At 42.0% G+C, this 19570-nt stretch carries 15 protein-coding genes and 1 other RNA gene; 1 reads left to right on the top strand and 15 read right to left on the bottom strand.

What is annotated here, in order from left to right:
* Window positions 1-4: 4 nt before the first annotated feature.
* The 15 genes from ansB to HMPREF0650_RS00085 all read right to left on the bottom strand — a co-directional run bounded on the left by ansB (window position 5) and on the right by HMPREF0650_RS00085 (window position 18769).
* Window positions 5-1057, bottom strand: a complete 1053-nt coding sequence (gene ansB, locus HMPREF0650_RS00160) for an L-asparaginase 2 (RefSeq protein WP_004347353.1) — start codon at window positions 1055-1057, stop codon at window positions 5-7.
* 32 nt (window positions 1058-1089) lie between these two features.
* Window positions 1090-2436, bottom strand: coding sequence for an anaerobic C4-dicarboxylate transporter family protein (locus HMPREF0650_RS00155; protein ID WP_004347351.1), 1347 nt, complete (start codon window positions 2434-2436; stop codon window positions 1090-1092).
* Between the two features lie 325 nt (window positions 2437-2761).
* The gene (locus tag HMPREF0650_RS00150; protein WP_081454819.1) at window positions 2762-3355 is read right to left on the bottom strand and encodes a sugar transferase; all 594 of its coding nucleotides are present in this window, start codon (window positions 3353-3355) and stop codon (window positions 2762-2764) included.
* Between the two features lie 288 nt (window positions 3356-3643).
* On the bottom strand, window positions 3644-4507 hold the full coding sequence (locus tag HMPREF0650_RS00145) for a LicD family protein (RefSeq protein ID WP_004347349.1): 864 nt from the start codon (window positions 4505-4507) through the stop codon (window positions 3644-3646).
* A gap of 17 nt (window positions 4508-4524) precedes the next feature.
* A complete protein-coding gene (locus HMPREF0650_RS00140) occupies window positions 4525-5280 on the bottom strand; it encodes a glycosyltransferase family 2 protein (protein ID WP_004347348.1) in 756 nt (251 codons plus the stop codon).
* A gap of 169 nt (window positions 5281-5449) precedes the next feature.
* Entirely contained in the window at window positions 5450-6382 is a 933-nt protein-coding gene (locus HMPREF0650_RS00135; protein ID WP_004347346.1) for a glycosyltransferase family 2 protein, read from the bottom strand.
* 12 nt (window positions 6383-6394) lie between these two features.
* On the bottom strand, window positions 6395-7459 hold the full coding sequence (locus tag HMPREF0650_RS00130) for a glycosyltransferase (protein WP_004347344.1): 1065 nt from the start codon (window positions 7457-7459) through the stop codon (window positions 6395-6397).
* A gap of 1 nt (window position 7460) precedes the next feature.
* The gene (locus HMPREF0650_RS00125) at window positions 7461-8696 is read right to left on the bottom strand and encodes an O-antigen ligase family protein (protein WP_004347342.1); all 1236 of its coding nucleotides are present in this window, start codon (window positions 8694-8696) and stop codon (window positions 7461-7463) included.
* Window positions 8693-9667, bottom strand: a complete 975-nt coding sequence (locus tag HMPREF0650_RS00120; protein WP_004347341.1) for a glycosyltransferase family 2 protein — start codon at window positions 9665-9667, stop codon at window positions 8693-8695. Before HMPREF0650_RS00120 ends, HMPREF0650_RS00125 begins: the two co-directional genes overlap by 4 nt.
* A gap of 16 nt (window positions 9668-9683) precedes the next feature.
* Complete coding sequence (locus HMPREF0650_RS00115) at window positions 9684-11201, bottom strand: lipopolysaccharide biosynthesis protein (RefSeq protein ID WP_004347339.1); 1518 nt, start codon at window positions 11199-11201, stop codon at window positions 9684-9686.
* Between the two features lie 17 nt (window positions 11202-11218).
* Window positions 11219-12250, bottom strand: coding sequence for a GumC domain-containing protein (locus tag HMPREF0650_RS00110; protein WP_155813524.1), 1032 nt, complete (start codon window positions 12248-12250; stop codon window positions 11219-11221).
* A 50-nt stretch (window positions 12251-12300) separates the two neighbouring features.
* A complete protein-coding gene (locus HMPREF0650_RS00105) occupies window positions 12301-14913 on the bottom strand; it encodes an SLBB domain-containing protein (RefSeq protein WP_004347336.1) in 2613 nt (870 codons plus the stop codon).
* A 976-nt stretch (window positions 14914-15889) separates the two neighbouring features.
* Complete coding sequence (locus HMPREF0650_RS00095) at window positions 15890-17056, bottom strand: hypothetical protein (protein ID WP_004347334.1); 1167 nt, start codon at window positions 17054-17056, stop codon at window positions 15890-15892.
* 205 nt (window positions 17057-17261) lie between these two features.
* Window positions 17262-17738, bottom strand: a complete 477-nt coding sequence (locus tag HMPREF0650_RS00090; RefSeq protein WP_004347333.1) for a fibronectin type III domain-containing protein — start codon at window positions 17736-17738, stop codon at window positions 17262-17264.
* A 182-nt stretch (window positions 17739-17920) separates the two neighbouring features.
* On the bottom strand, window positions 17921-18769 hold the full coding sequence (locus HMPREF0650_RS00085; RefSeq protein WP_004347332.1) for an alpha/beta hydrolase: 849 nt from the start codon (window positions 18767-18769) through the stop codon (window positions 17921-17923).
* Between the two features lie 189 nt (window positions 18770-18958).
* Here HMPREF0650_RS00085 and ssrA point away from each other — a divergent pair.
* Window positions 18959-19357, top strand: a transfer-messenger RNA (tmRNA) gene (gene ssrA / locus HMPREF0650_RS12520).
* The last annotated feature ends 213 nt before the right edge of the window (window positions 19358-19570 follow it).

Here is a 19570-nt window from a genome sequence, read left to right as displayed (position 1 = left end):
GGAATTAATATTCTTGGTAGTATTTCTGAATTTGCTGCCAGTCGTGTGTTTTCGTCAAAGCCAGCATCAACAATACGCGTGCCTTCTGAGGATTGAGGTTGAGAGATGCCACGAAATGATATTTGTTGTCATCTACCTCAGCATTCAAGTTGGTAGGACCTGTGGGTACACGGCTTGAACGAACGATTTGGATGCCGCTGTTCTGTGCTTTGATAGCTACGTCGAAAACGTCTTTGTAGAAGTTGCCGTCGCCAACACCTGCCAACACGATGCCATCGTACTTGGCATCAACGAATGCCTTGATAGGAAGGTCAGAGCAGTTGGAGTAACCGTAGATGATGCCCACCTGTGGCAACTTGTCGAGGTTGTCCACGTTGAATACTGATTCTGTTCCGCGCTTGTAGGCTGGTGTTTGCAGATAGTAAGCCTTGCCATTGAACACGTTACCAATTTGACCATAGATGCCACCCTTGAACGTACCGCAGTCGGTGGTGTGTGTCTTGATGACCGATTTGGCGTCAAACAGTTGGTCGTTCATGCAAACCATCACGCCCTTGTCGCGCGATTCGGGTGTAGCAATGGCAGCCACTGCATTGTACAGGTTGGCGGGTCCGTCAGCAGAGATGGCTGTGGCCGAACGCATGGCACCTACCAAGATGACAGGCTTGTTGCTGTGTACGGTGAGGCTCAAGAAGTAAGCAGTCTCTTCCATGGTGTCGGTTCCATGAGTAATCAGCACGCCGTCGTAACCTTCTTGGTTGAGCAGCTGGTTGATTCGTTTGGCCAGTTTCAGCCACACTTGGTCGTTCATGTCCTGACTACCGATGTTGCAAATTTGCTCACCCGATACGTCAGCGATGTCTTTAATCTGCGGAACGGCAGCAATCAAGGTTTCCACGCCCAGTTGGCCGGCATTGTAAGCCGATGAGGTAGAACTTGTGGATACACCAGCAATGGTGCCACCTGTTGCCAGGATGCGAACCTTAGGTTTGGCACATAGACCAACGGTAACGAACAATGCAACAATCACCAGGATGTTGATACGTAAATGTTTCATAATAAATTGTTTTTAAGTGATTAAATATGATATCAATAAAATAATTGCGTGATCAAGAAAGCCAGTGCGATGGACACGATGGTTGTGATGAATCCTGACAACTGGAAACTATGATTGATGACGTACCGACCGATGCGCGTGGTGCCGGTTCGGTCAAAATTGATGGCTGCCACCTCGGTGGGGTAGTTGGGCATGAAGAAATAACCGTTGCAGGCAGGGAACATCGCCAACAGGTATAGCGGGTTGATGCCCAGCAACACACCCAGGGGATAGATGGTGCGCACGGTGGCTGCCTGTGAGAACAGCATGATGCTCATGATGAAGAGGATGACGGCGAACAAGAAGGGAGCTGCTTGTACCCAATCGGCCAGGTGAGTGACGAAGAAGTCTTTGTTGCCGTTGAAGAAGGTGTCGCCCATCCAGGCAATACCGAAGATGCTCACCATGGCGTTCATGCCGGCAGCGAAGACAGTTCCCTTGGCAGCTGTGGCCACATTGCCCTTGCCCACAAGGAGAATCAACGCAGCCGCCGACATCATCACAATCTCGATCATCTCGGAGGTGGCTATCGGCGTCATTACACCGTCTACCATGTGATGAGGCTTCAGTTGAGGGAACAAACCGAATGTTACCACCAGCGCAACGCCCAGCAAGAAGGCATACACGGAGTATTTTGCGCGTGGGTTGGGGTTGGCGTTTATTTGCTGCATGCGTTTCTGTTCTTCTTCCGGATTGATTTCACCAGATGCCACCTTAGCTTGATAGATGGGGTCGTCTTCCAACTCTTTGCCTATCCGGTTCTGCACAAACGCTGCCACGAGGATGGCTACGAAAGAGGCAGGAATGCACACAATCATCACATCAGCCAGGTCGATGCCTTTCAAGCCCAGGATATCAGTGCTGATGATGGCGGCCGTAGCGGCACTCACGGGACTACCGGTGATGCCCAGCGAAGCAGCAATGACGCTGACGCTCAACGGTCTTTCGGGTCTAATCTTGTTGGCCTGGGCAATCTCAGAAATGATGGGGAGCAGTGAATAACAGGTGTGCGCCGTTCCTGCCAACAGGCAGAATATCCAGCATGCCAACGGACCGTAATAGGTGATTTGACTGGGATGCTTGCGCAAGAACTTGCCCGTGACACCCACCAGATAATCTAAACCTCCCGTGGCTTGTAGGGCTGAAGCTGCTACAATGACTGAAACGATAATCATCATCACATCGATAGGTGCTTTTCCCGGTGCCAGACCGAAGACAAAGACCAATAAGAAAGTACCTACCATACCGTAGATACCCATACCGATGCCGCCTACGCGGGCACCAATGAAGATGAACCCAAATACAATGAGTAATTGTAAGATGATGAGTGTAGTAGCCATTTGTTTTTACTTACAGTTTTAGTAATTTGAACGCAAAGTAAAGGAATCCACCCTGATTTTTGTTTGTTTTTATGTTAATTAATGTAATCGTTAACACAAATTAACTCGCATAGAGGACGTAATGTTTCTTTTTGTTACCTGTATTGGTTTATTTTAGTGAAATATCTATGCGCCATCCGCTATCAGAACTATGGATTCGATACTTACAAACGCTCCATCTTTGTCATTAAGCATGTAATAATATGGTGGTGGATGTTGCCTGGGTAGTTAGACTTTAGATTGGGAAGCCTGTTCTCTCTATGTGAAAGGTTTGAATGGGTTAAGGTTAGAAAATTTTACCGAATGCGATGTTAATGAAGGTTTTGGTTAGTATTTTCATATCGAACCACCACGACCGATGTTCCAGATAATACAAGTCGAGATCCAGTCGTTTCAGCATTTTTTCCATGGTGTCCGTGTAGCCGTTGTACAAGGTAGCGTAGGAAGTGACGCCAGGCCTGATTTGGTAAAGATAGGCATACCTGGAATCGTGTTGCATGATTTGGTCGATGTAGAACTTTCGTTCCGGTCGTGGTCCGATGAAGGCCATGTCCCCTTTGACTACGTTCCATAGCTGCGGCAGTTCATCCAAGTGATGTGTGCGCAGGTATCTGCCTATTTTGGTCATGCGCTTGTCATGTTGGTGTCTGTAAAGTTGCGGTCCATCTTTCTCCGCATCGATGCACATGCTACGGAATTTGTAAATGGTGAAAGGTCGGCCGAAGCGCCCGATGCGTTCCTGTTTGAAGATCACGGGTCCGCCGTCTTCACGCTTAACCAAGCAGTAGCAAAGCAGAAACAAGGGTGAGAAAACTATCAGTGCTATGGTGGCTATCAAGAAATCGGCAGCGCGCTTGATGTTACGCTCCAACTCGTTCATACCGTCGGGAATGAACCGAGGGTTCTTGATGTCGTCATTGTATTTGATGTAGGGCGGGATTGTCTTCACCTTGTAACTTTTATCATATAACGCAGCTTTACTTGGCTTATTATGTGCGATGCTTTATATTTTTAAATGAGGTGAATTCCAACAAGTAAACGTACTACGATGCAATTGTAATAACATTCAATCAGCTAACAAGCTACTGATACTTCATCTTATTTCTTTCGGCAGACAGTTGCGTTCTTTCAAACAAACCCCTATCGAGCGTATTTTTGTTCCTTTTCGTTACATTCTTTTGCCAAACATCTTTTCTATAATCTCCTTTCGAGAGTATCTTTTGTCTAAATCTATAAAATATCGGTAGTGTTGTGATTGGCGCTGTGTGGCTGGCGGAGGAGTCATGTAGTCACCATAATATGTTTTCAAAACGTTGTCATAGTTTGAGGGTACAGTTATTTCCAAATTCTCAAAAGGTAATATTATTCCATCTCCGAACCAGTCTTTAGAAAATACCACACTCAGACTGCTTTTTACGTCATAAGTCCATATCCTATTTGTTTCTGGAATAGAAAGCAAAACACCTTGTATCTTCTTAATACCCATCTTGGCAATACCCCTAAACGGTTTAAGAATGTTGTAAAACAGCAACTTTGGCAAAAAGCTAATTTCACCTTTCTTAAGATGTGTGCGTATCTCGATTGAAGAATAGGTTCTGTAACTCCGTCCATACACAAGCCACAGTATCCTATATATCCAATTTATTCTTTTCAGAAACTTTCCCTTATGGTTATCGTAATTATCCAAAGGGAAAATATCTAAATATAATCCCATTAATGCCTCGCCCTCACGCTCTATGATAGTAGAGTTACGGTCGCAAAATTTAGCAAAGTATAAGTAATATCCCTTATCTTTAATATCTATTATTTCATAGTTTGTTCCATTTAGATGACTTCTAAGAGATAACAGTTTATCGTAATCCTTTCGTGGCACCCATACGTCTATATCATCATCCCAAGGAATCATACCTTGATGTCTTACTGCTCCCAGTGCCGTACCGTATGCGGCATAATAAGTAAGGTGATGTTCATGACAAAAAGCTATAAATGCCTTGAAAAGGGTAAGTAAGCTATTGTTTAATTGAGAATCCATACTCAAATATATTAAAATTAGATTAGAAACTTAACGAATGCTCTATATGCATAATGTAAATAATAATACATTGAAGAAATTAAGCCTAAGTGTTCATGGTGTCTGTATATGTACCATTGCCATGTACATAGTTTTAACTTATTGGCTGTAATAGAATTGGAATGTATGCGGTAGACAGCAGTTACAGTATTTGTATTGAGAGCTGTCCAACCATGTCTTAAAATATCCAACCATAACACATAGTCTTCATGATGAATATTCTTCTGCATCACTTTTCCCACCTTTTGAGTATCGTAAATGCCTGTAAGATTTCCTATTGTATTTCCTTTTAGGTACTTAGCGTATGTGAGGCTTTGAGGCGCATGTACAATCCTGTTGTTTCGCTTGCCTTGTGCATCCATTTTTTCATAATCAGAATATACAATAGCTACTTCTTTATTGTCGAATAATGGTATTTGATCGGTTAGCTTATTGGGAAGCCATTTGTCATCACTATCACAAAAGGCGATGTATCGTCCTTTGGCATGTTTTATCGAGTTATTGCGTGCTGCAGCCGGGCCACTGTTTCCATCTAAAAAAAATACGTTGATACGTTTATCACATTGCGTTATTTGCTGTAAGAGTTTTATTGTTGATATATCAGTAGACCCATCATCTGTAATCAAAATCTCAAAATTTTGATACGTTTGTTGTAAGATGCTATCTACACACTCTTTTATATAAATACCAGAGTTATAACAGGGGATGATGACAGAAACTAAATCGGTGTTCATAAGTGGTTTATTCTATAAGTCCAAAGAGTTGTCTTTACTTGTACGTCACTGAAATTGTGTATCTTGTTCATTGGTGGATTGTGTCATCTTTTATAATCATTTGAGTCTTCCAGCTTTTAATGAAGGAGATGACGTATACTTTATAATCTGAAAGTTATTCAAGTTTGTGTTATTCTTGTTTGGATCCAGGTCGCATTTTGTTGAACCGATAGTATAGCGTAGGAAAAAAAATATTGATGAATCTTGCCACACAGACCATGGGATATTTTATTTTTTGAAATCTTGCCATAAAAGCAAGTACATCTTTTACTGATCGAAGAGGTGACGAAAAATACGTTATTCGTTGTCGTATTGACATCTTTTTAATATGTTTTTTTTCTTCTTCTTCAGAAAAATGATCATCTTCACAAATGCCACATACAGAGCCTGTTACTAATACAGGTAATCCTGCTTTATTGGCTTGGAGTCCGTAAGCCCAGTCTGCGCATCGATGCCGATAACATGAGTCAAATATTCCGATTTTATCTACTACGGTTTTAGTGACAAGCAGAATGTTAGCGTAGGTTACTTGACAAGGTTGTGGGTGTCCCTTTGGGTGTATCAATACGAGTTTACCTATTATTGGATGGCTGTAAATCCCACCTCCATAGGTTATCTCTTGTTTATTTGAACTACAGGTAATGCCTGCATACACTCCTCCCTTAGTATAATTTTCGATGGCATAATTGTGTGTGTTTAACAGTTGGGTGAATGCATTTTTGAAGAGGAAAGTGTCATCGTTTAGCAAAAGATAATAATCCCATTGTGAATGTTCTTTCAGAGCTTCTTCCCAGGCATAGCGCATTCCACCAGCCCAGTAAAGTTGTCCATCACCTTTCAGAATGACAATATCTTCGTTTCTAAATGTTTGCTTTATACTTTCTGCTGTTCCATCAGTACATCCGTCATCAGTTAGAAACAATTTTAATCGAAGTGGGGATTCGCTTTCCTGTCGATAAGTTTCCGCAGCCTCAAACAAACAGTTTAAGGCCTTCATTGTCATGTGCTTCCGGTTGTGACAAGTAATGATAGTTGCAATATTAATGGGTTGTTTATTTTTCATGAGTTCATTTGTCTATTCATTGAATAATATTTCCAATTTTCCCAGCGTGTTTTCAACTGAAAATTGTACTTGTGAGAATGCGTAGGCTGCTTGTGTATAAATTTTTCTTTTCTCTTTATCTTTCATCCGATAAAGTGCACTTACAATATCGGCTGCGTTTTTAGGTCTGATAACTATTCCTGTCTCACCGTCTTTTATTGTCTCTGTATTGCCTCCTACGTTGGTTACGATGGCAGCGCAGTGCATGTTAATAGCTTCAAGGAGAGCCATTGAGTGATTTTCGTTGAGGGTGGGAAACAGGAAGATGTCGCTATCTTTGAGAAGCTCGTAGACATCTGTTCTATTTCCGAGAAGAAATAAACGTTTTTCGGCAATTTCTTCTTTACACTGCTCTTCGTAGTGATGTAGATAATCGCCACTTCCTACAATGGCAAAAACAAAGGCTGAGTCTTTGAAATTTTTGAGAGTCTCAATAATATATTGATGTCCTTTTCGAATAACAACACGCCCAACAGAGATGACAATGATTTTATTTTCAGGAATATTCAGTTCTTTCCTAAGCTTTCCTGAGCTAATTTTATTGATGTCAACATTAGGGAAAGTATTGTAGATTACACCTTTGTTAGCTCCAGCCTTAGCCAGCTTTAAAGGTTTTACAATTTTCTGTTCTGCTTGGCAAACCGTAAAAATGCTATCAGCCATTCTTATTTCCAAGGGTTCTATAATGTATTTAAGAATTATTTTCCTGAAAGTTCTTTCTGGTACATCCCAGTCTGACCCGTGGACACAAACAATTATTTTTTTGACATTTGAAAGTTTTGCAGCCAAAACCATTAAAAAGCCAATATATTGCAAGCCCCGCACGAGAGCTACATCGGCATGCTCTGCATTGATTAGTTTCCAATAAGAGCGTACGAACTTCATGCCTTTGATAGGATTGAAATGTAGCACACTGTCGCTGATGCCTATTTCTTTAATCTCGTACTTCTTCGAGAGGTAGGAGTTCAAGATATTTTGATGAACCGTTTTTGGTCCACCTTCTTTATATTTGGTATCAACTAAAAGGATTTTCTTCATTTTATAGCATTTGTTCTGTCCCGCAATGGGTTGAAAGTTCTTCTCTACTGCTTTTATTTAATTCTTTATGGTGTTCAGCGTAATATGTTTCGCTGTGTGCTGCAACGAGCATGAAAAAGGATATTAGCCAAATGGCATTATAAAATACAAAAAACACACCATAAAAAGAATAAATGACTCCAAAAGTGAAAAAGTAAAAATACATTTTATGATGGTGGATCTTGTATCTGCGCCATTGGCGGAGAGTGAAAACAGCCATGAGTGCAATATATAAAGCCAAACCAATAAAACCCAAGTTCACGAACGCTTCCAAATAAGAATTATGCGAAATTTGTCTAAAGCACGATACTCCTTGATAATTGCCACTTCCAACCCCAAGAGGCATGTTTCGCAGTGCAACTTTCGTGGCATCATATACCAACATCATTCTACTATCTTCTCTCACGTCTGTTTCAGCCCGTTGTTTCAAGAAACTATTTTCATAGATATTGAGAATTTGTCCTGAAAGAGCCACTATAACAAGGACTGCTGCTAAAGAAAACTGGACTTTCTTTTTCAATTGCACGCCTCTTATGTAACGCTCATATAAGAGCATACCATAAAGTGGAACTTGTATAATGATAATCTGTCGAGATGCTGTAAGTAGTGAAACACCAAACGAGGCAGGAAGCATTAGCCAAAAGGAAGTAGCCCATAATCGCTTTGTCCATCTATTTTTTGTTATCTGCCAGAGCATAAACGATAAAAAAGTGACATAAAAAGTGTAATATGCCATGGTATTGGCATTGAGTACCTCATCATTCAGTCGGTCGCTGTCATCGACCATCATTGTGAAGATGTTGTGAATGGCGTAATTCCATGCGCTGAGGTATAATAGTACATATACAAAATATAAGTAGGGTATAAGTCTTAATTTTCTTGCAAAGATTGAGATACAATAAACTAAAAGGAACGCACCTAAAATCATGTGTAATTCTGTGCTGGCAAGCTCTTTGTTATCTGCCCAAAGGTAGGCTATACAATCCCAAACAAAAAGCCCATACAGCAACTTTTCATAAATATTTGTATGAAACCCCTTGTTAAATAAGGTGGCTATCATGCATGCTAGAGGTATAGCTAAATATAATCCAACAGTATTAGCCGCTGGCGAATAAAGACTTGCAAAGGCTGCAAAAAAAAGACATGCAATGCCTATGTAATAGTATAAATTGTCTTTTATGTATCGTATGCGTTTCATTTACATTTAGTAAGACCTAAACAATTACTAATCCATGGATAAATTCTCAATAATATCAGTAGACATTTGATTCTGTCCTTTTTGGAATTGTTATTGTCTAATAGAATCTTCCATTCTATATTTGGATAATAATTCTTCCATATATGGTAGTATTTTTTTTTGCTTACAAGAGGAAGTATCAGACTCTTTGTATGGTAGCATGTATGTGCCATAGCCCCATTTATCGATTTATAAAGTTCTGTTCTTTTATAGAAATCAACAATAAGTTCAAGGTTAATTGAGGCTTGCACAAATTTGTTGAATACAACAGTATCACCTTTCATTTTGACCATCGATTGTTCATGCTGATAATAGAAGTATAAAGGCTGTTCAACATAACAGTTTTTTTTACTGAAATATGCAAGTTGCATGGTTAGAGCAAAGTCCTCCCCCATGGATTCTGAGGGATAAAGTATTGTATTTGACAGCAAAGTTCGCTTGAATAATTTATTCCATGATGACCAAGGGATTCTCTGGTAAAACATATCCGTGATAAATTTATCATGCATAGAATTTATCATGCCCTTTTTTCTCTCTAATTTATTGTCGTATGCATAGTATAAATCACATACAACAATGTCTGCATTTTCATTAGCCCCTTTTGTGTACATGGTTTCATAGGCAGATTTGTCTACCCAGTCATCACTGTCGCATATTGTAAAGTATTCACCTCTGGCATGCTTAATCCCTTTATTCCTTGTTTCTGCTGAACCTCTATTTTCTTCAGAATTTATAATACGGATGTGTTCTCTTCTTTTTGGGTAATCTTTAATAATGGAAGTAAGAATTTCCATAGACCGATCTTTAGTACAATCATTGACAAATATATATTCGATGTCTTCAAGTGTTTGTTCAAATAACGTTCTTGCACACCGTTCTATATATTTCTCAACACCATAAATGGGAACTATAATAGAAATCTTATAATCCATGTCTTCTTTCGTTATATTATTTTTTGAAATATGCTTTTAGCACAGCTTGTTCCTTTTTTGTGAGCAGAAGATAGTAGCAGGTTGGTACAGCTACAATTACGTCTAGAAAACAAACGAATAATAATCTCATGAATGAACTATCAACATTCCATACAGCAAAGAGAAGGGTTAAGGGTATAATACATGTTAGTACCATGCAAGGGCGAAGTACTTTTTTCAGATAAAGACAGAAATTAAAATTCACAACTTTGTGAGTGAAGTACAGACAGACACATTGGTTGATAATGGAGAAAATAATGGTTATTACAAAAGAACTTATAGATGAAAAACCTAATCGTAGAAAAATATAACAAAATGGTATTAAGCATAAGTTCACTAAAGTACTACCTATTTGATAATTTTTTAATTTTCCTGTAGCTTGTGTAATTTGAGTGCAAGGTGTATTTAGCGTGCAAATTAGTGTGTCAATAAGGAGTAATATTGAATATGCCTCAGAATTAATGGGGACATTTGCCCCTAACCATAATTTCAAAACATAATTAATTTCTAAACAGAGGGGACATATCAATATAAGTATGGCGGCAAAACATATTTTTGACTCTGTAAACATCATGGATACCGCAAGCTTTTCGTTTTCCTCAGCAATAGCATTTGTTATCTGTGGTGAAAAGGCTAACGTAATATTTGCGGAGAACTGTCCCACAGCACTACTTATTTGCATAGAGATTCCGCGTGCGGCATTAACGATAGGACCGAAGAAATTGTTCAACAACAAACTGATACCTTGTCCTCTAAGCATGAATGCCAGCGTGCCCATCATGTTCCATCCCGTAAATGCCAACAACGAACGGGCAGTTTGCCGGCTTATCTTTCTACTTAGGTGAATATAACGGAAAGACAGTTTGGCATATCCATGGTATAGCAAAAAATTAAAGATGGCAATTCCAAGCAAGAAATATGCGTACACAGAGATATGTTCGCCACCGATATAAGGTAATGCCATAGCTGCTGCTACCTTTAGGCTGACGTCAATCATACTACCCGCTGCGTAAAATCCCATTCTCTCTTTGGCAAGGATAAGTCCTGTGGCCGGGATTTGAAGGATAATCAAAACCAACGAAAGGGTAGAGGCATGAAACAGTATTGTGGCAGCCTCTATTCGGTCGGCAGGCACCACTAAATAGTGATTGAGATACCATAAACCAACCGATTCCAGTAGGACGAAAGTAAGCACTGCTACCAGTAGGTTGATAATGCAGCCTGTTGCAAAAATATCTTGAATGCCTTGTTCCCGTTTGTGAGTGCCCTCATAATTGTAATAGCGTTGCAGGGTAGAAGCAAGTGTTGTATTGAAAAAGCCAAATAGCGACACCAGACCAGCAACAACCATATATATGCCATAGTCAACAACGCCAAGTGTGTCTAACAATATACGTGAGATATACAGGTTGGCCAGCAAAACAAAAAACATTCTGATATATAAGAACATCGTGTTTTTTGCTATCCTCTTATTGTTGGCTTGATAGGTTGTCATCTTTATATTAGGAAGCCTTAGAAAATTAAATCCCTTGAAACATAAACAGTTGTTATGATGAATGCCAAGAAAAGCATACCTGCCACGAATATCATTCGTTTGGGACCCGCAGGCTTCAGTGGAACAGTGGCATTGGTCACAACGGTAAACACGGGAGTTTTTTCTTGAACTTTGGCTATGGCAGCCTGCAATTGTGTGTTCAGTGTACTGTAAGCGTTAAACTTGAGTTGCATGTCGTTTTCCAAGTCGTCTTTCTTCGACTTGAAGCTTTCCAACATGATGTCCATGTTGGCATCAGCATAGCTGCCGTATGCTTGCCGAGCTTTCTCGTAAGTATGTTTGGCTTTTGCGGTAAGTTCTTTGTAGTAGTTCATGTCATGGCGTGCCTTGCTAGTTCGGTATTCTGTGATAAATTCCTGAAGCTTGTATCTTACCGAGTCGGCCATGGTGGCTGAAATCAATGGATCTTGATCCTCTACTTCAATAGAGATGAGGCTTGTTTTCTTGTCCACTCTGCAAGTTACTTTGTTGCGGATGGCACTGAAAATTTCATACTCTCTCATTGTCAATTGGAAATGATTGATGTGATGATCTTGAGGCGTTGGTGCTGCTTTTTTCTTAAAAAGGTTCTTCAAAAAATATAATGGAATCGTCAATGGATTTGGCTTCTGATGCTTATCCAGATAATTATAATAGGTGGTGTTGATGGTTCCATCGAGACTTTTCACACGGATGTCGATGAGTTGTGAGATAAATCGATTCGATTTCAACAACTCTGGGTAGAGCTCGGGTGAGATGGCATCTGACAACATCGTGTTATTGAGGTTAAAGCCCATGGATGCCGCGATGTCGGAAAGACCACCTCCTTCATTGATGTTTCCTAATTCGGGTGCCAGCGACACGCCGCTTTTGTAGTACCTTGGTACAGGAAGTATCAGGGCGCAAGCCACTGCAAAGGTACTGGACAGTATGAGGGCGTATGTCCATTTCTTTTGAATGACTCGTTTGATAATCTCGGATATGTTAATCTGTTCGTTTGTTTCTTTCATTTGGCTACTCATTATGATGCCTCAACTTGTATGGCTTTCTTCAAAATTCTTTATTTCATCATATTCGCTATCGTGGCTATCATGGCGGCGATGCTGGTGATGCCGCTGCCCAGGCTTATGGTTTCGGCGATGCTCATCTTGCGCGACAGCTTGGTGGGCACCACTATCTCGCAGCCAGGATTAACTTTGGCACCCTCGCTAACCTTGCCTACCATGCCGTTCATGTAGATTATGTAGGCGTTGCTCTTGCGTGCGTTTTGTGCAAACCCACCGGCTGAATTGATGTAATACTTCGCTTTCTTTCCTTTTTTGTAGGCCACGGTGTTGGGATACATCACGGCTCCGTTAATCTTGACGGTGGCGGTATATTGTGGCAGGATGAGGCGGTCGCCTTCACGCAACACAATGTTCGCGTCGCTATTGGGGTCGGCGATGGCTTTATCAAGTTCGATACCTACGGGAAATGTGGCGGGAATTTCAAATTTCTTCAGTTGGGCAGTCGACGTATTTTGTCCCAACTGCTGTATGGCGCCAGCGTTGTTGCTGCTGGCAGCCATCTGCAACAATTGGCGTTGCATTTCTTCTTGCTGCATCTTCAGAGCTGTTTCCATTCTTGACCTTTCTATAGCATTGGGTACGCGCTCCAACCGTGCGCCCTTAATGTATGCTAAGTCGGTCACGCCGCCAGCTGCTTGCAGTAGGTCGGTGAGCCGCATGTTGCGCTTGGACATGGTGTAGGTGCCACCAAACATTACCTCGCCCTCTACGCTTACATTCTTCTGAGTACTGTAACCTGGACTCTTGCGTACATACACTTCGTCGTAGGGTTTAAGCACAAAGCCGGGTTCGCCGTCAATCACAAAGCCGTCTTTCAAGGCAAAGGTGTATGTCTTGGCAATGAGTGAGTCGGTGGTGAGGGCTTTGGAGTTGACGATGCGACGTGCAACATCTACTTTTACGGTAGATGCAGTTTCTTTAAGTCCGCCCGCTTGCAACACGAAGTCTTCCAGGGTTTCGTTGTCTGCATATTTGTACACGCCGGGATATTGTACCTCACCATGGATGGTGATGGTTTGCTGTTGCATCATCTCGCGTTTCGTGGGGATGAAGAGTACGTCGTTCTCCTTCAAGGGCATGTCGGCCACGGTGCCGTTCATGATGCCCGCTACGTCGACCGCCACCACTTCCAGGGTGCGGTCTTCCTTCATGCGATGAATGACGCCACGGGAGGTGAAGGCTTCTTCCTTCAGTCCTTCGGCATGTTGTACCAAGGTGCGCACGCTGTTGATGTCGTTGCCCAGTTGATATAAGCCCGGACGGAATACGGCTCCTTTTATTTCTACCGTATTATTATAGCGTTGAATAATCGAGTCGACTGATACCGAGTCGCCATCGGCAATGTGGAAGGTGTTCATGTCGAATTCGGAAACATTGAATACCGCAAATTCACGACCCGTCTTGCGAACCAAGCGTACCGCCTTTTTATAGGCGTCGCCCGTGAAGCCTCCTGCGTATTTCAGTAGCGTACCCACGCTCTCATTGCTCTTCATCTCGTAGAACATGGGGCGTTTCACCTTTCCTGTGATGTTCACCAGGCAGTTGTACGGTCCCACATAAATTACGTCGCCATCCGTAAGGCGCACGTTGCCCGTCATCTTGCCGTTTAGAATGTAGTCGTAAACATCGGCTTGAGAGATGAGGTGGTTGTTGCGATAAATCTTGATTTCGCGCAGCGTTCCCAAGTCGTTGGTTCCTCCAGCCATGTACAGGGCATGGAAAACAGAAGCGAAGGCTGAAACGGTATAAGTACCGGGTGCTCGCACTTCGCCCATCACGTTGACGGTGATGGTGCGGCTCTGTCCCAGCGTGAGGCGCACCTTGCTGCTGCTGTAACGTGCACCCAATTGCGCACGTAGTCGTTGATTGGCTTGTGCAATGGTCAAGCCGCTCACCTGTATGGGGCCAAAGCCTTCGATATTGATATCACCGTCGGGTGATACTGTCGACTGGATGGACTTTTGTGATGCGCCATAGATATCAACATACACGGCATCGCCCGGTCCCAACCGATAACTTTGCGGCGTGGCGATATTCATGCTGGGCTCAAAGGTCAAATCCTTGTTGTTGAAGATGTCCCTACCGAAAACTTTTTTCTTGTCTTCAGCCTGCTGCTTGAGTATCTGCTTGAGCCATTTGATGGAGTCGGTGGGCGTTAGGTAGTTCAGTTCTTGCTGCATCAGCTTGAACTCTTCGCTGTCTTCATCATATTTGTCCTGCCACTGTATCTGCGGTTGCAGTCTGTTGGAAGAAAGTTGCTTGGCATCTCTCCTTTGCTCCTTGATGGTGTTGTATTTCGCCCTTGCGTCTTTCGAATTGCCATTGGCCTGCCGCATGCGTGTTTCTGTCTGGTCTACGGTTTGGTCAGCGATGTTGCCCAGTCCTTTGCGCTTGGTCTGTCGTTCGTATTTATCCTTTATTCTCCTGATTTGTTGAATGTTTACGCCACGCTGCATCAACTTGGTCACGATTTGTGCCTGTGAGGTGCCTGCGGCGTTTTCTTTCATGACGAATTCAAGAACCTGTTCGTCTGACATGGAAGATTGTGCCGTGAGGGTCAGCGGGCACAGCATGAGTAGCAGAATATATAGAATGACTTTTTTCATATCGTGGGTAAAATCTCTTTTTCTCTTTCTTTATTAACTCGTTTTTCGTTAATTTGTTGCAAAGATAGCGATATTTATTTTTGTAGGATGATATTCTCCGACTATTTATCTATCATGCAGTTGATGGTTTCTTGCTGCAAACACACGGCTCTTTTGTTTAAGAATGATGCTTTTCGGTTTTAGATCAAACCGAACATTTTTCAATGAAATATCTTCTGTCGCAACATCTTTTTAACACAAATGCTGGGCGTTTTTTCAACCAACTTGTTCATGTGTCGTAAATATGCTCGTCATGAGAGGTGTTCGTTATCCGTTTGTCTATTAATGACTTATGGGATTTTAAAGATTGAGGCGAAATTAAAAACAATGTGTTTGGGGCTGAAAATCCCTTTTTTTGATGCAAAAGGCCCTTCAATATGATGTAAATAGAGCGGTAAAAGCATGTACATAGGACTGCAAAAGCTTGTTAATTACACATCAACTCCATGTTAATAGCGTACCAGATGATGATTTGAAGGCTTTGAATGCCTAAAATATTCCCTCTGTTTTGTCTATTTCTCGATTTTATTTTGTCAAAGAAAAAGAATTGATTTAACAAACGAAAGGTTTGTTAACAAATACTAATAAGGCATTTGCCATTCAACAGTATTTATGCATCGTGTCGTAAGTGGTAGTTGCATCCATTACGCTCGTTGTTAATATAGATGGAAATGATGGTTTCATCTACAACGAACAACCTTTCTTCAATGAAAGAACTGGATTGCAAGATTCATGCGACGAGGTAGTGATGCATGAGGTCTTGTGGTTCGTGTTCCGCCCATGCTGGCTTGCTTATGTCTTTGTGCTGTTATCGTTAGCAGCAACAGGAAAGGTGATGCCCAATTTGACTTCGATAGTGCTGGCACCATCCTGTATAAAAAACATCCCAACACTATCCTGAAATAGCATTGGGATGATAAGAATCAGTCTATATGGCTCATGGCTTCACCATAGTCTTTCCGTTCGAGATAACAATTCCCTTATAATCTTTACCCACTCGCTGACCAGCTAAGTTGTATAGATAATGATTTGTCTGTTTATCGTTGCCTTTCATGCCATAAATGCCACTCGTTGTTGAAGGTATTAACTCTGTGGGGTAGAGTTGTACTTTGTAATCGTGGAGTGTTACGATTCCACGCACGGTGTATGCTCCATCCTCAATAGCCTCCATGTCCAATTGCAGCTTGTTGTATAGCTGTATTCGCCGACCATTGTTCACGATGAAGAAATTGTTATCTTCCACTTCTACGTTCATGTCTTTTAGTTCAACTAAATTAGAGAGATACTTTTTGGTCAGCAATTCGTCAAAGGTTATCTTGATCGGCTGTGCAGCCTCTTCACTATGTTCGATTTGTAACTTATCTGCCTTGGTCGTCATAAAGTTTCCTTTGATTTCCGGAGTACCTTTGTAGTTTTGAAAATCGGCTCTGAATGTGCCATTCACCACGTCATTTGTCTGATAGTCTATTCCTGTGAGGTACAACATAATGGCATCTTCTCCTTGACGTATCCAAGCATTCGTATAGAAACAATAGAGCACTTTCGCGTCGGTGAGTTTAATCTCTACATCCGTCAGGTCGTCTTTAGTTTGGCACAAATCGTGAAGGGTATAAACCTTTTGTTCACCAGGTGTGGTTTCGACGTCGCCATATTTCACCGTGAGCTTTTGAATTCTTGTGTTAGAGGCGATGCTGATTTCTATGGTTTTGTTATCGCCAACCCAATGTCCCCTGGTCAATTTGCCGTTGTTAGCCGTATTGCGATCACCCCATTTGTCATGATTCAACTCCATAACCAGCTCCTTGATGGGTTTGGGGGCTTTTACAATGAGCTTGCCACCAAAAAGTCTCAATGAGTTGGTCCACATCTTGTTTGGAAAATCTTTGTTCGGATTGGGTAGAACCGTGATGGAAACATCGTTTATCTTTGCTGTCTTCTCCTCGGTGATGTCACCACCGTGTGAATTATTACTTGAGGGTTCTGTAAAGCCAAAAAGTTTACAACTCAGGTAGTTGGAAAGGTCGAAGACAACCTCGTCTGCCCAAGTAATGTGAGCAAATAACATGAAAAACAGCAATGTCCAAGTGCGTAATTTTAAAATCATGATGTAATAAAAATAATAAGTGAAAAAATTGATATTAACTATAAAGTGAAAATGCTGATGTTCAAAAATGGCAAAAAGTATGTTTTTAAGCAGGTCGCTTCAAGCGGTTTAATATAGTATGGCTTAATATGCTTGCCTTCTTTGTGATTCTTTATTCCGTGATGATGTGGGATGAGTCACGACTTCATCGCAGGAGCCATCTGTTTCAGCATGCGGAATAGGTTTTGTGGAAAGTAGTTTTTCCGTTCAAGTCAAGAACCTTGACATCCAGTTGCCCATTTCCAGTTTGGGCTGTCACGCTTCTGTTGTTTGAATTGACGAGAATGGGGTAGTCTTGGGCGTATACGCGGTAGCGGTATCGAGTGCCTGGCTTTAGGTTGGTCAACTTCACAGAGTGGATTAGGCTTGTGCGTTTGATGCCGATGTTTGTGTCGTGGAACTTGGGACGTGCCACCGAATAGGAGTCAGTGCCGTCGTCGGGTGCCACTTCAACCCATCCTACAGAGGGTTTGTCTGCTACCCAAACAATGGTGGCGTTGTCTTCCTGTACCATGTCCAGATAAGGACCATGTAGGAGTTTGATGCCCTCAGCCCAACCAAGCGTTGGGAAGAGCATGAGTGTCATGAAAAGGATGGCTGGATGAATGAAATGTTTTGTCATGATGATGTTTGTATTTCTCATTTGAATGTACTTTTTGCAAAGGTAGAAAAAAACATTGAGTTTACACCCTAAAGTCATGCAGATTGTAGGTCAAACCCATTGAGATTGACCACCAAACTCAATGAGTTTAGAATGGAGGGGCTATGCACCGTTGCAGCCAGGCTTTGGCAAGACATAGGTGTGGCACCCTCCTTGTTTGTCAGTTATCTGCGGAAGTCGATGGAGGCGAACGGTAAGGCTGTGCGCAGACAGCCGTGCCAATATTCCCAGTTGTGTACACCGTTTCTGATGCGAAGTTCGCTTTTGATGCCCGCTTTGGCATAGAGTTGGTGAATCTTAAAGGACAGTTCTACCAAATAATCATCATCTCCGCAATCGAAAAACCAGCGAACAGAGCGCAACTGTTGTTTCGTTGTTTCGTCAGCGTTCGTGATGAAATCAATTGCCGAATGGTCACGCACCGATTTAGAGACATAATACAATTTGTCCTTCCCATGTGGGGCAACCTCTGGTTCTTTATTGTCTAACCAAGCACTCATGGCATAGCATGACGAGAATAGGTCGGGATGGCGTTGGCAATACACCGTACTACCGCCTCCACCCATCGAGAGTCCCATGATGGCGCGGTGGGCTTTATCGCCTATGGCGCGGTATTTCTTCTCTACGGTGGGCAACAGTTCAGTGAAGAAGAACGTTTCATAGTTCCAACCAGGCATGTTGAAATAGCCATTCCACTGATTCCTTACATCGGGATTTCCTGCATTGGGCATAATAATCACCATGGGTACAGCCTCCTGAGACTCTATCAATTCGTCGGCTACTTCTTTCATGTTTGCCTTCGAAGCCCAATCTTTATAAGTGCCATACAGCCCATGCAGCAAGTAAACAATGGGATACTTTTGTGATGACAGTTCATATCCTGTGGGCAAATAGACATTGTAGGTCATCGTACTATCCAGCACATTGCTGTGAATACTGTCAGTCACTATCTTGCCGGCCCATGCGTTGAGGCCCAGGAAAGTGAACAGAAAAAATGAAAAAAGTTTGTTCATTGTATTGTTATTTGATTGTTGTCGTTATGTTCACGAAGTGGTTAATTTCCACAAAGGTACATTGTTTTTGTGAATCACGGGCGGAAATTTCCTGAAAAATGTAAGCATTTTCTCTCCGTCAAGGAAAAACTTTTTGCGGGAAAGTGGATGAAGTTAAGAAAAAAGATGTATCTTTGCATTCTACATCCTGGGCTTGTATGGATTTGACGGCAAGTCGAAATGGTATGTAAGCATGCGGAGCTTCGGTGGCTGGCTCCTAAATCTCAGTTATCAAAGAATTAATTGGCGAAAATAATTACGCTCTCGCTGCTTAATCGAAGTATAGTAGATTATTAGCTTTATTCCGTCATTAGATGATGGAACGAGACACTGCTCTAAGGATGTTGTTCCGAATCTGAGGGTCAAGCGGTGCAGGTAAATCGGAAATAGCCCGTGTACGCCTCGGTGCAAGGGTGAAATTTAGAGGATAAGGTCACAGTTGGTGGTTCAGGTCTTGCTGTGGCACGAAAACCGAAGGCTGAAATAAGCATGTAGAAAACGTATGGTTTCCTTGTGCGGACCGGAGTTCGAATCTCCGCAAGTCCACTAAAAAGAAAAGACTGGTAGCTGCTTTGGCGGCTGCCAGTCTTTTCGCATTTAGGGTGTTAATGGATGCCTACTGTTTGTCATCCCATTACAATATATCTGTCTTAGTGGGATGATTTTCGTTTGTCTCTCAAGGTGCAAGCTCTTTCCTTGGCACCTCAAAAGAGCCAAATGCGTTTGTGGAGTTCGTTTGTTACACACGTTGTAGGCACAATC

The sequence above is a fragment of the Hoylesella buccalis ATCC 35310 genome (assembly GCF_000177075.1).
GTDB classification, from domain to species: Bacteria; Bacteroidota; Bacteroidia; order Bacteroidales; family Bacteroidaceae; genus Prevotella; species Prevotella buccalis.
This window is presented reverse-complemented; position numbering and strand designations above follow the sequence as displayed.

What these genes read in the sequence shown, in the direction of transcription:
- ansB (WP_004347353.1), bottom strand. Translation starts at nt 1,057, where the DNA reads ATGAAACATTTACGTATCAACATCCTGGTGATTGTTGCATTGTTCGTT.
- HMPREF0650_RS00155 (WP_004347351.1), bottom strand. Translation starts at nt 2,436, where the DNA reads ATGGCTACTACACTCATCATCTTACAATTACTCATTGTATTTGGGTTC.
- HMPREF0650_RS00150 (WP_081454819.1), bottom strand. Translation starts at nt 3,355, where the DNA reads ATGAACGAGTTGGAGCGTAACATCAAGCGCGCTGCCGATTTCTTGATA.
- HMPREF0650_RS00145 (WP_004347349.1), bottom strand. Translation starts at nt 4,507, where the DNA reads ATGGATTCTCAATTAAACAATAGCTTACTTACCCTTTTCAAGGCATTT.
- HMPREF0650_RS00140 (WP_004347348.1), bottom strand. Translation starts at nt 5,280, where the DNA reads ATGAACACCGATTTAGTTTCTGTCATCATCCCCTGTTATAACTCTGGT.
- HMPREF0650_RS00135 (WP_004347346.1), bottom strand. Translation starts at nt 6,382, where the DNA reads ATGAAAAATAAACAACCCATTAATATTGCAACTATCATTACTTGTCAC.
- HMPREF0650_RS00130 (WP_004347344.1), bottom strand. Translation starts at nt 7,459, where the DNA reads ATGAAGAAAATCCTTTTAGTTGATACCAAATATAAAGAAGGTGGACCA.
- HMPREF0650_RS00125 (WP_004347342.1), bottom strand. Translation starts at nt 8,696, where the DNA reads ATGAAACGCATACGATACATAAAAGACAATTTATACTATTACATAGGC.
- HMPREF0650_RS00120 (WP_004347341.1), bottom strand. Translation starts at nt 9,667, where the DNA reads ATGGATTATAAGATTTCTATTATAGTTCCCATTTATGGTGTTGAGAAA.
- HMPREF0650_RS00115 (WP_004347339.1), bottom strand. Translation starts at nt 11,201, where the DNA reads ATGACAACCTATCAAGCCAACAATAAGAGGATAGCAAAAAACACGATG.
- HMPREF0650_RS00110 (WP_155813524.1), bottom strand. Translation starts at nt 12,250, where the DNA reads ATGAAAGAAACAAACGAACAGATTAACATATCCGAGATTATCAAACGA.
- HMPREF0650_RS00105 (WP_004347336.1), bottom strand. Translation starts at nt 14,913, where the DNA reads ATGAAAAAAGTCATTCTATATATTCTGCTACTCATGCTGTGCCCGCTG.
- HMPREF0650_RS00095 (WP_004347334.1), bottom strand. Translation starts at nt 17,056, where the DNA reads ATGATTTTAAAATTACGCACTTGGACATTGCTGTTTTTCATGTTATTT.
- HMPREF0650_RS00090 (WP_004347333.1), bottom strand. Translation starts at nt 17,738, where the DNA reads ATGAGAAATACAAACATCATCATGACAAAACATTTCATTCATCCAGCC.
- HMPREF0650_RS00085 (WP_004347332.1), bottom strand. Translation starts at nt 18,769, where the DNA reads ATGAACAAACTTTTTTCATTTTTTCTGTTCACTTTCCTGGGCCTCAAC.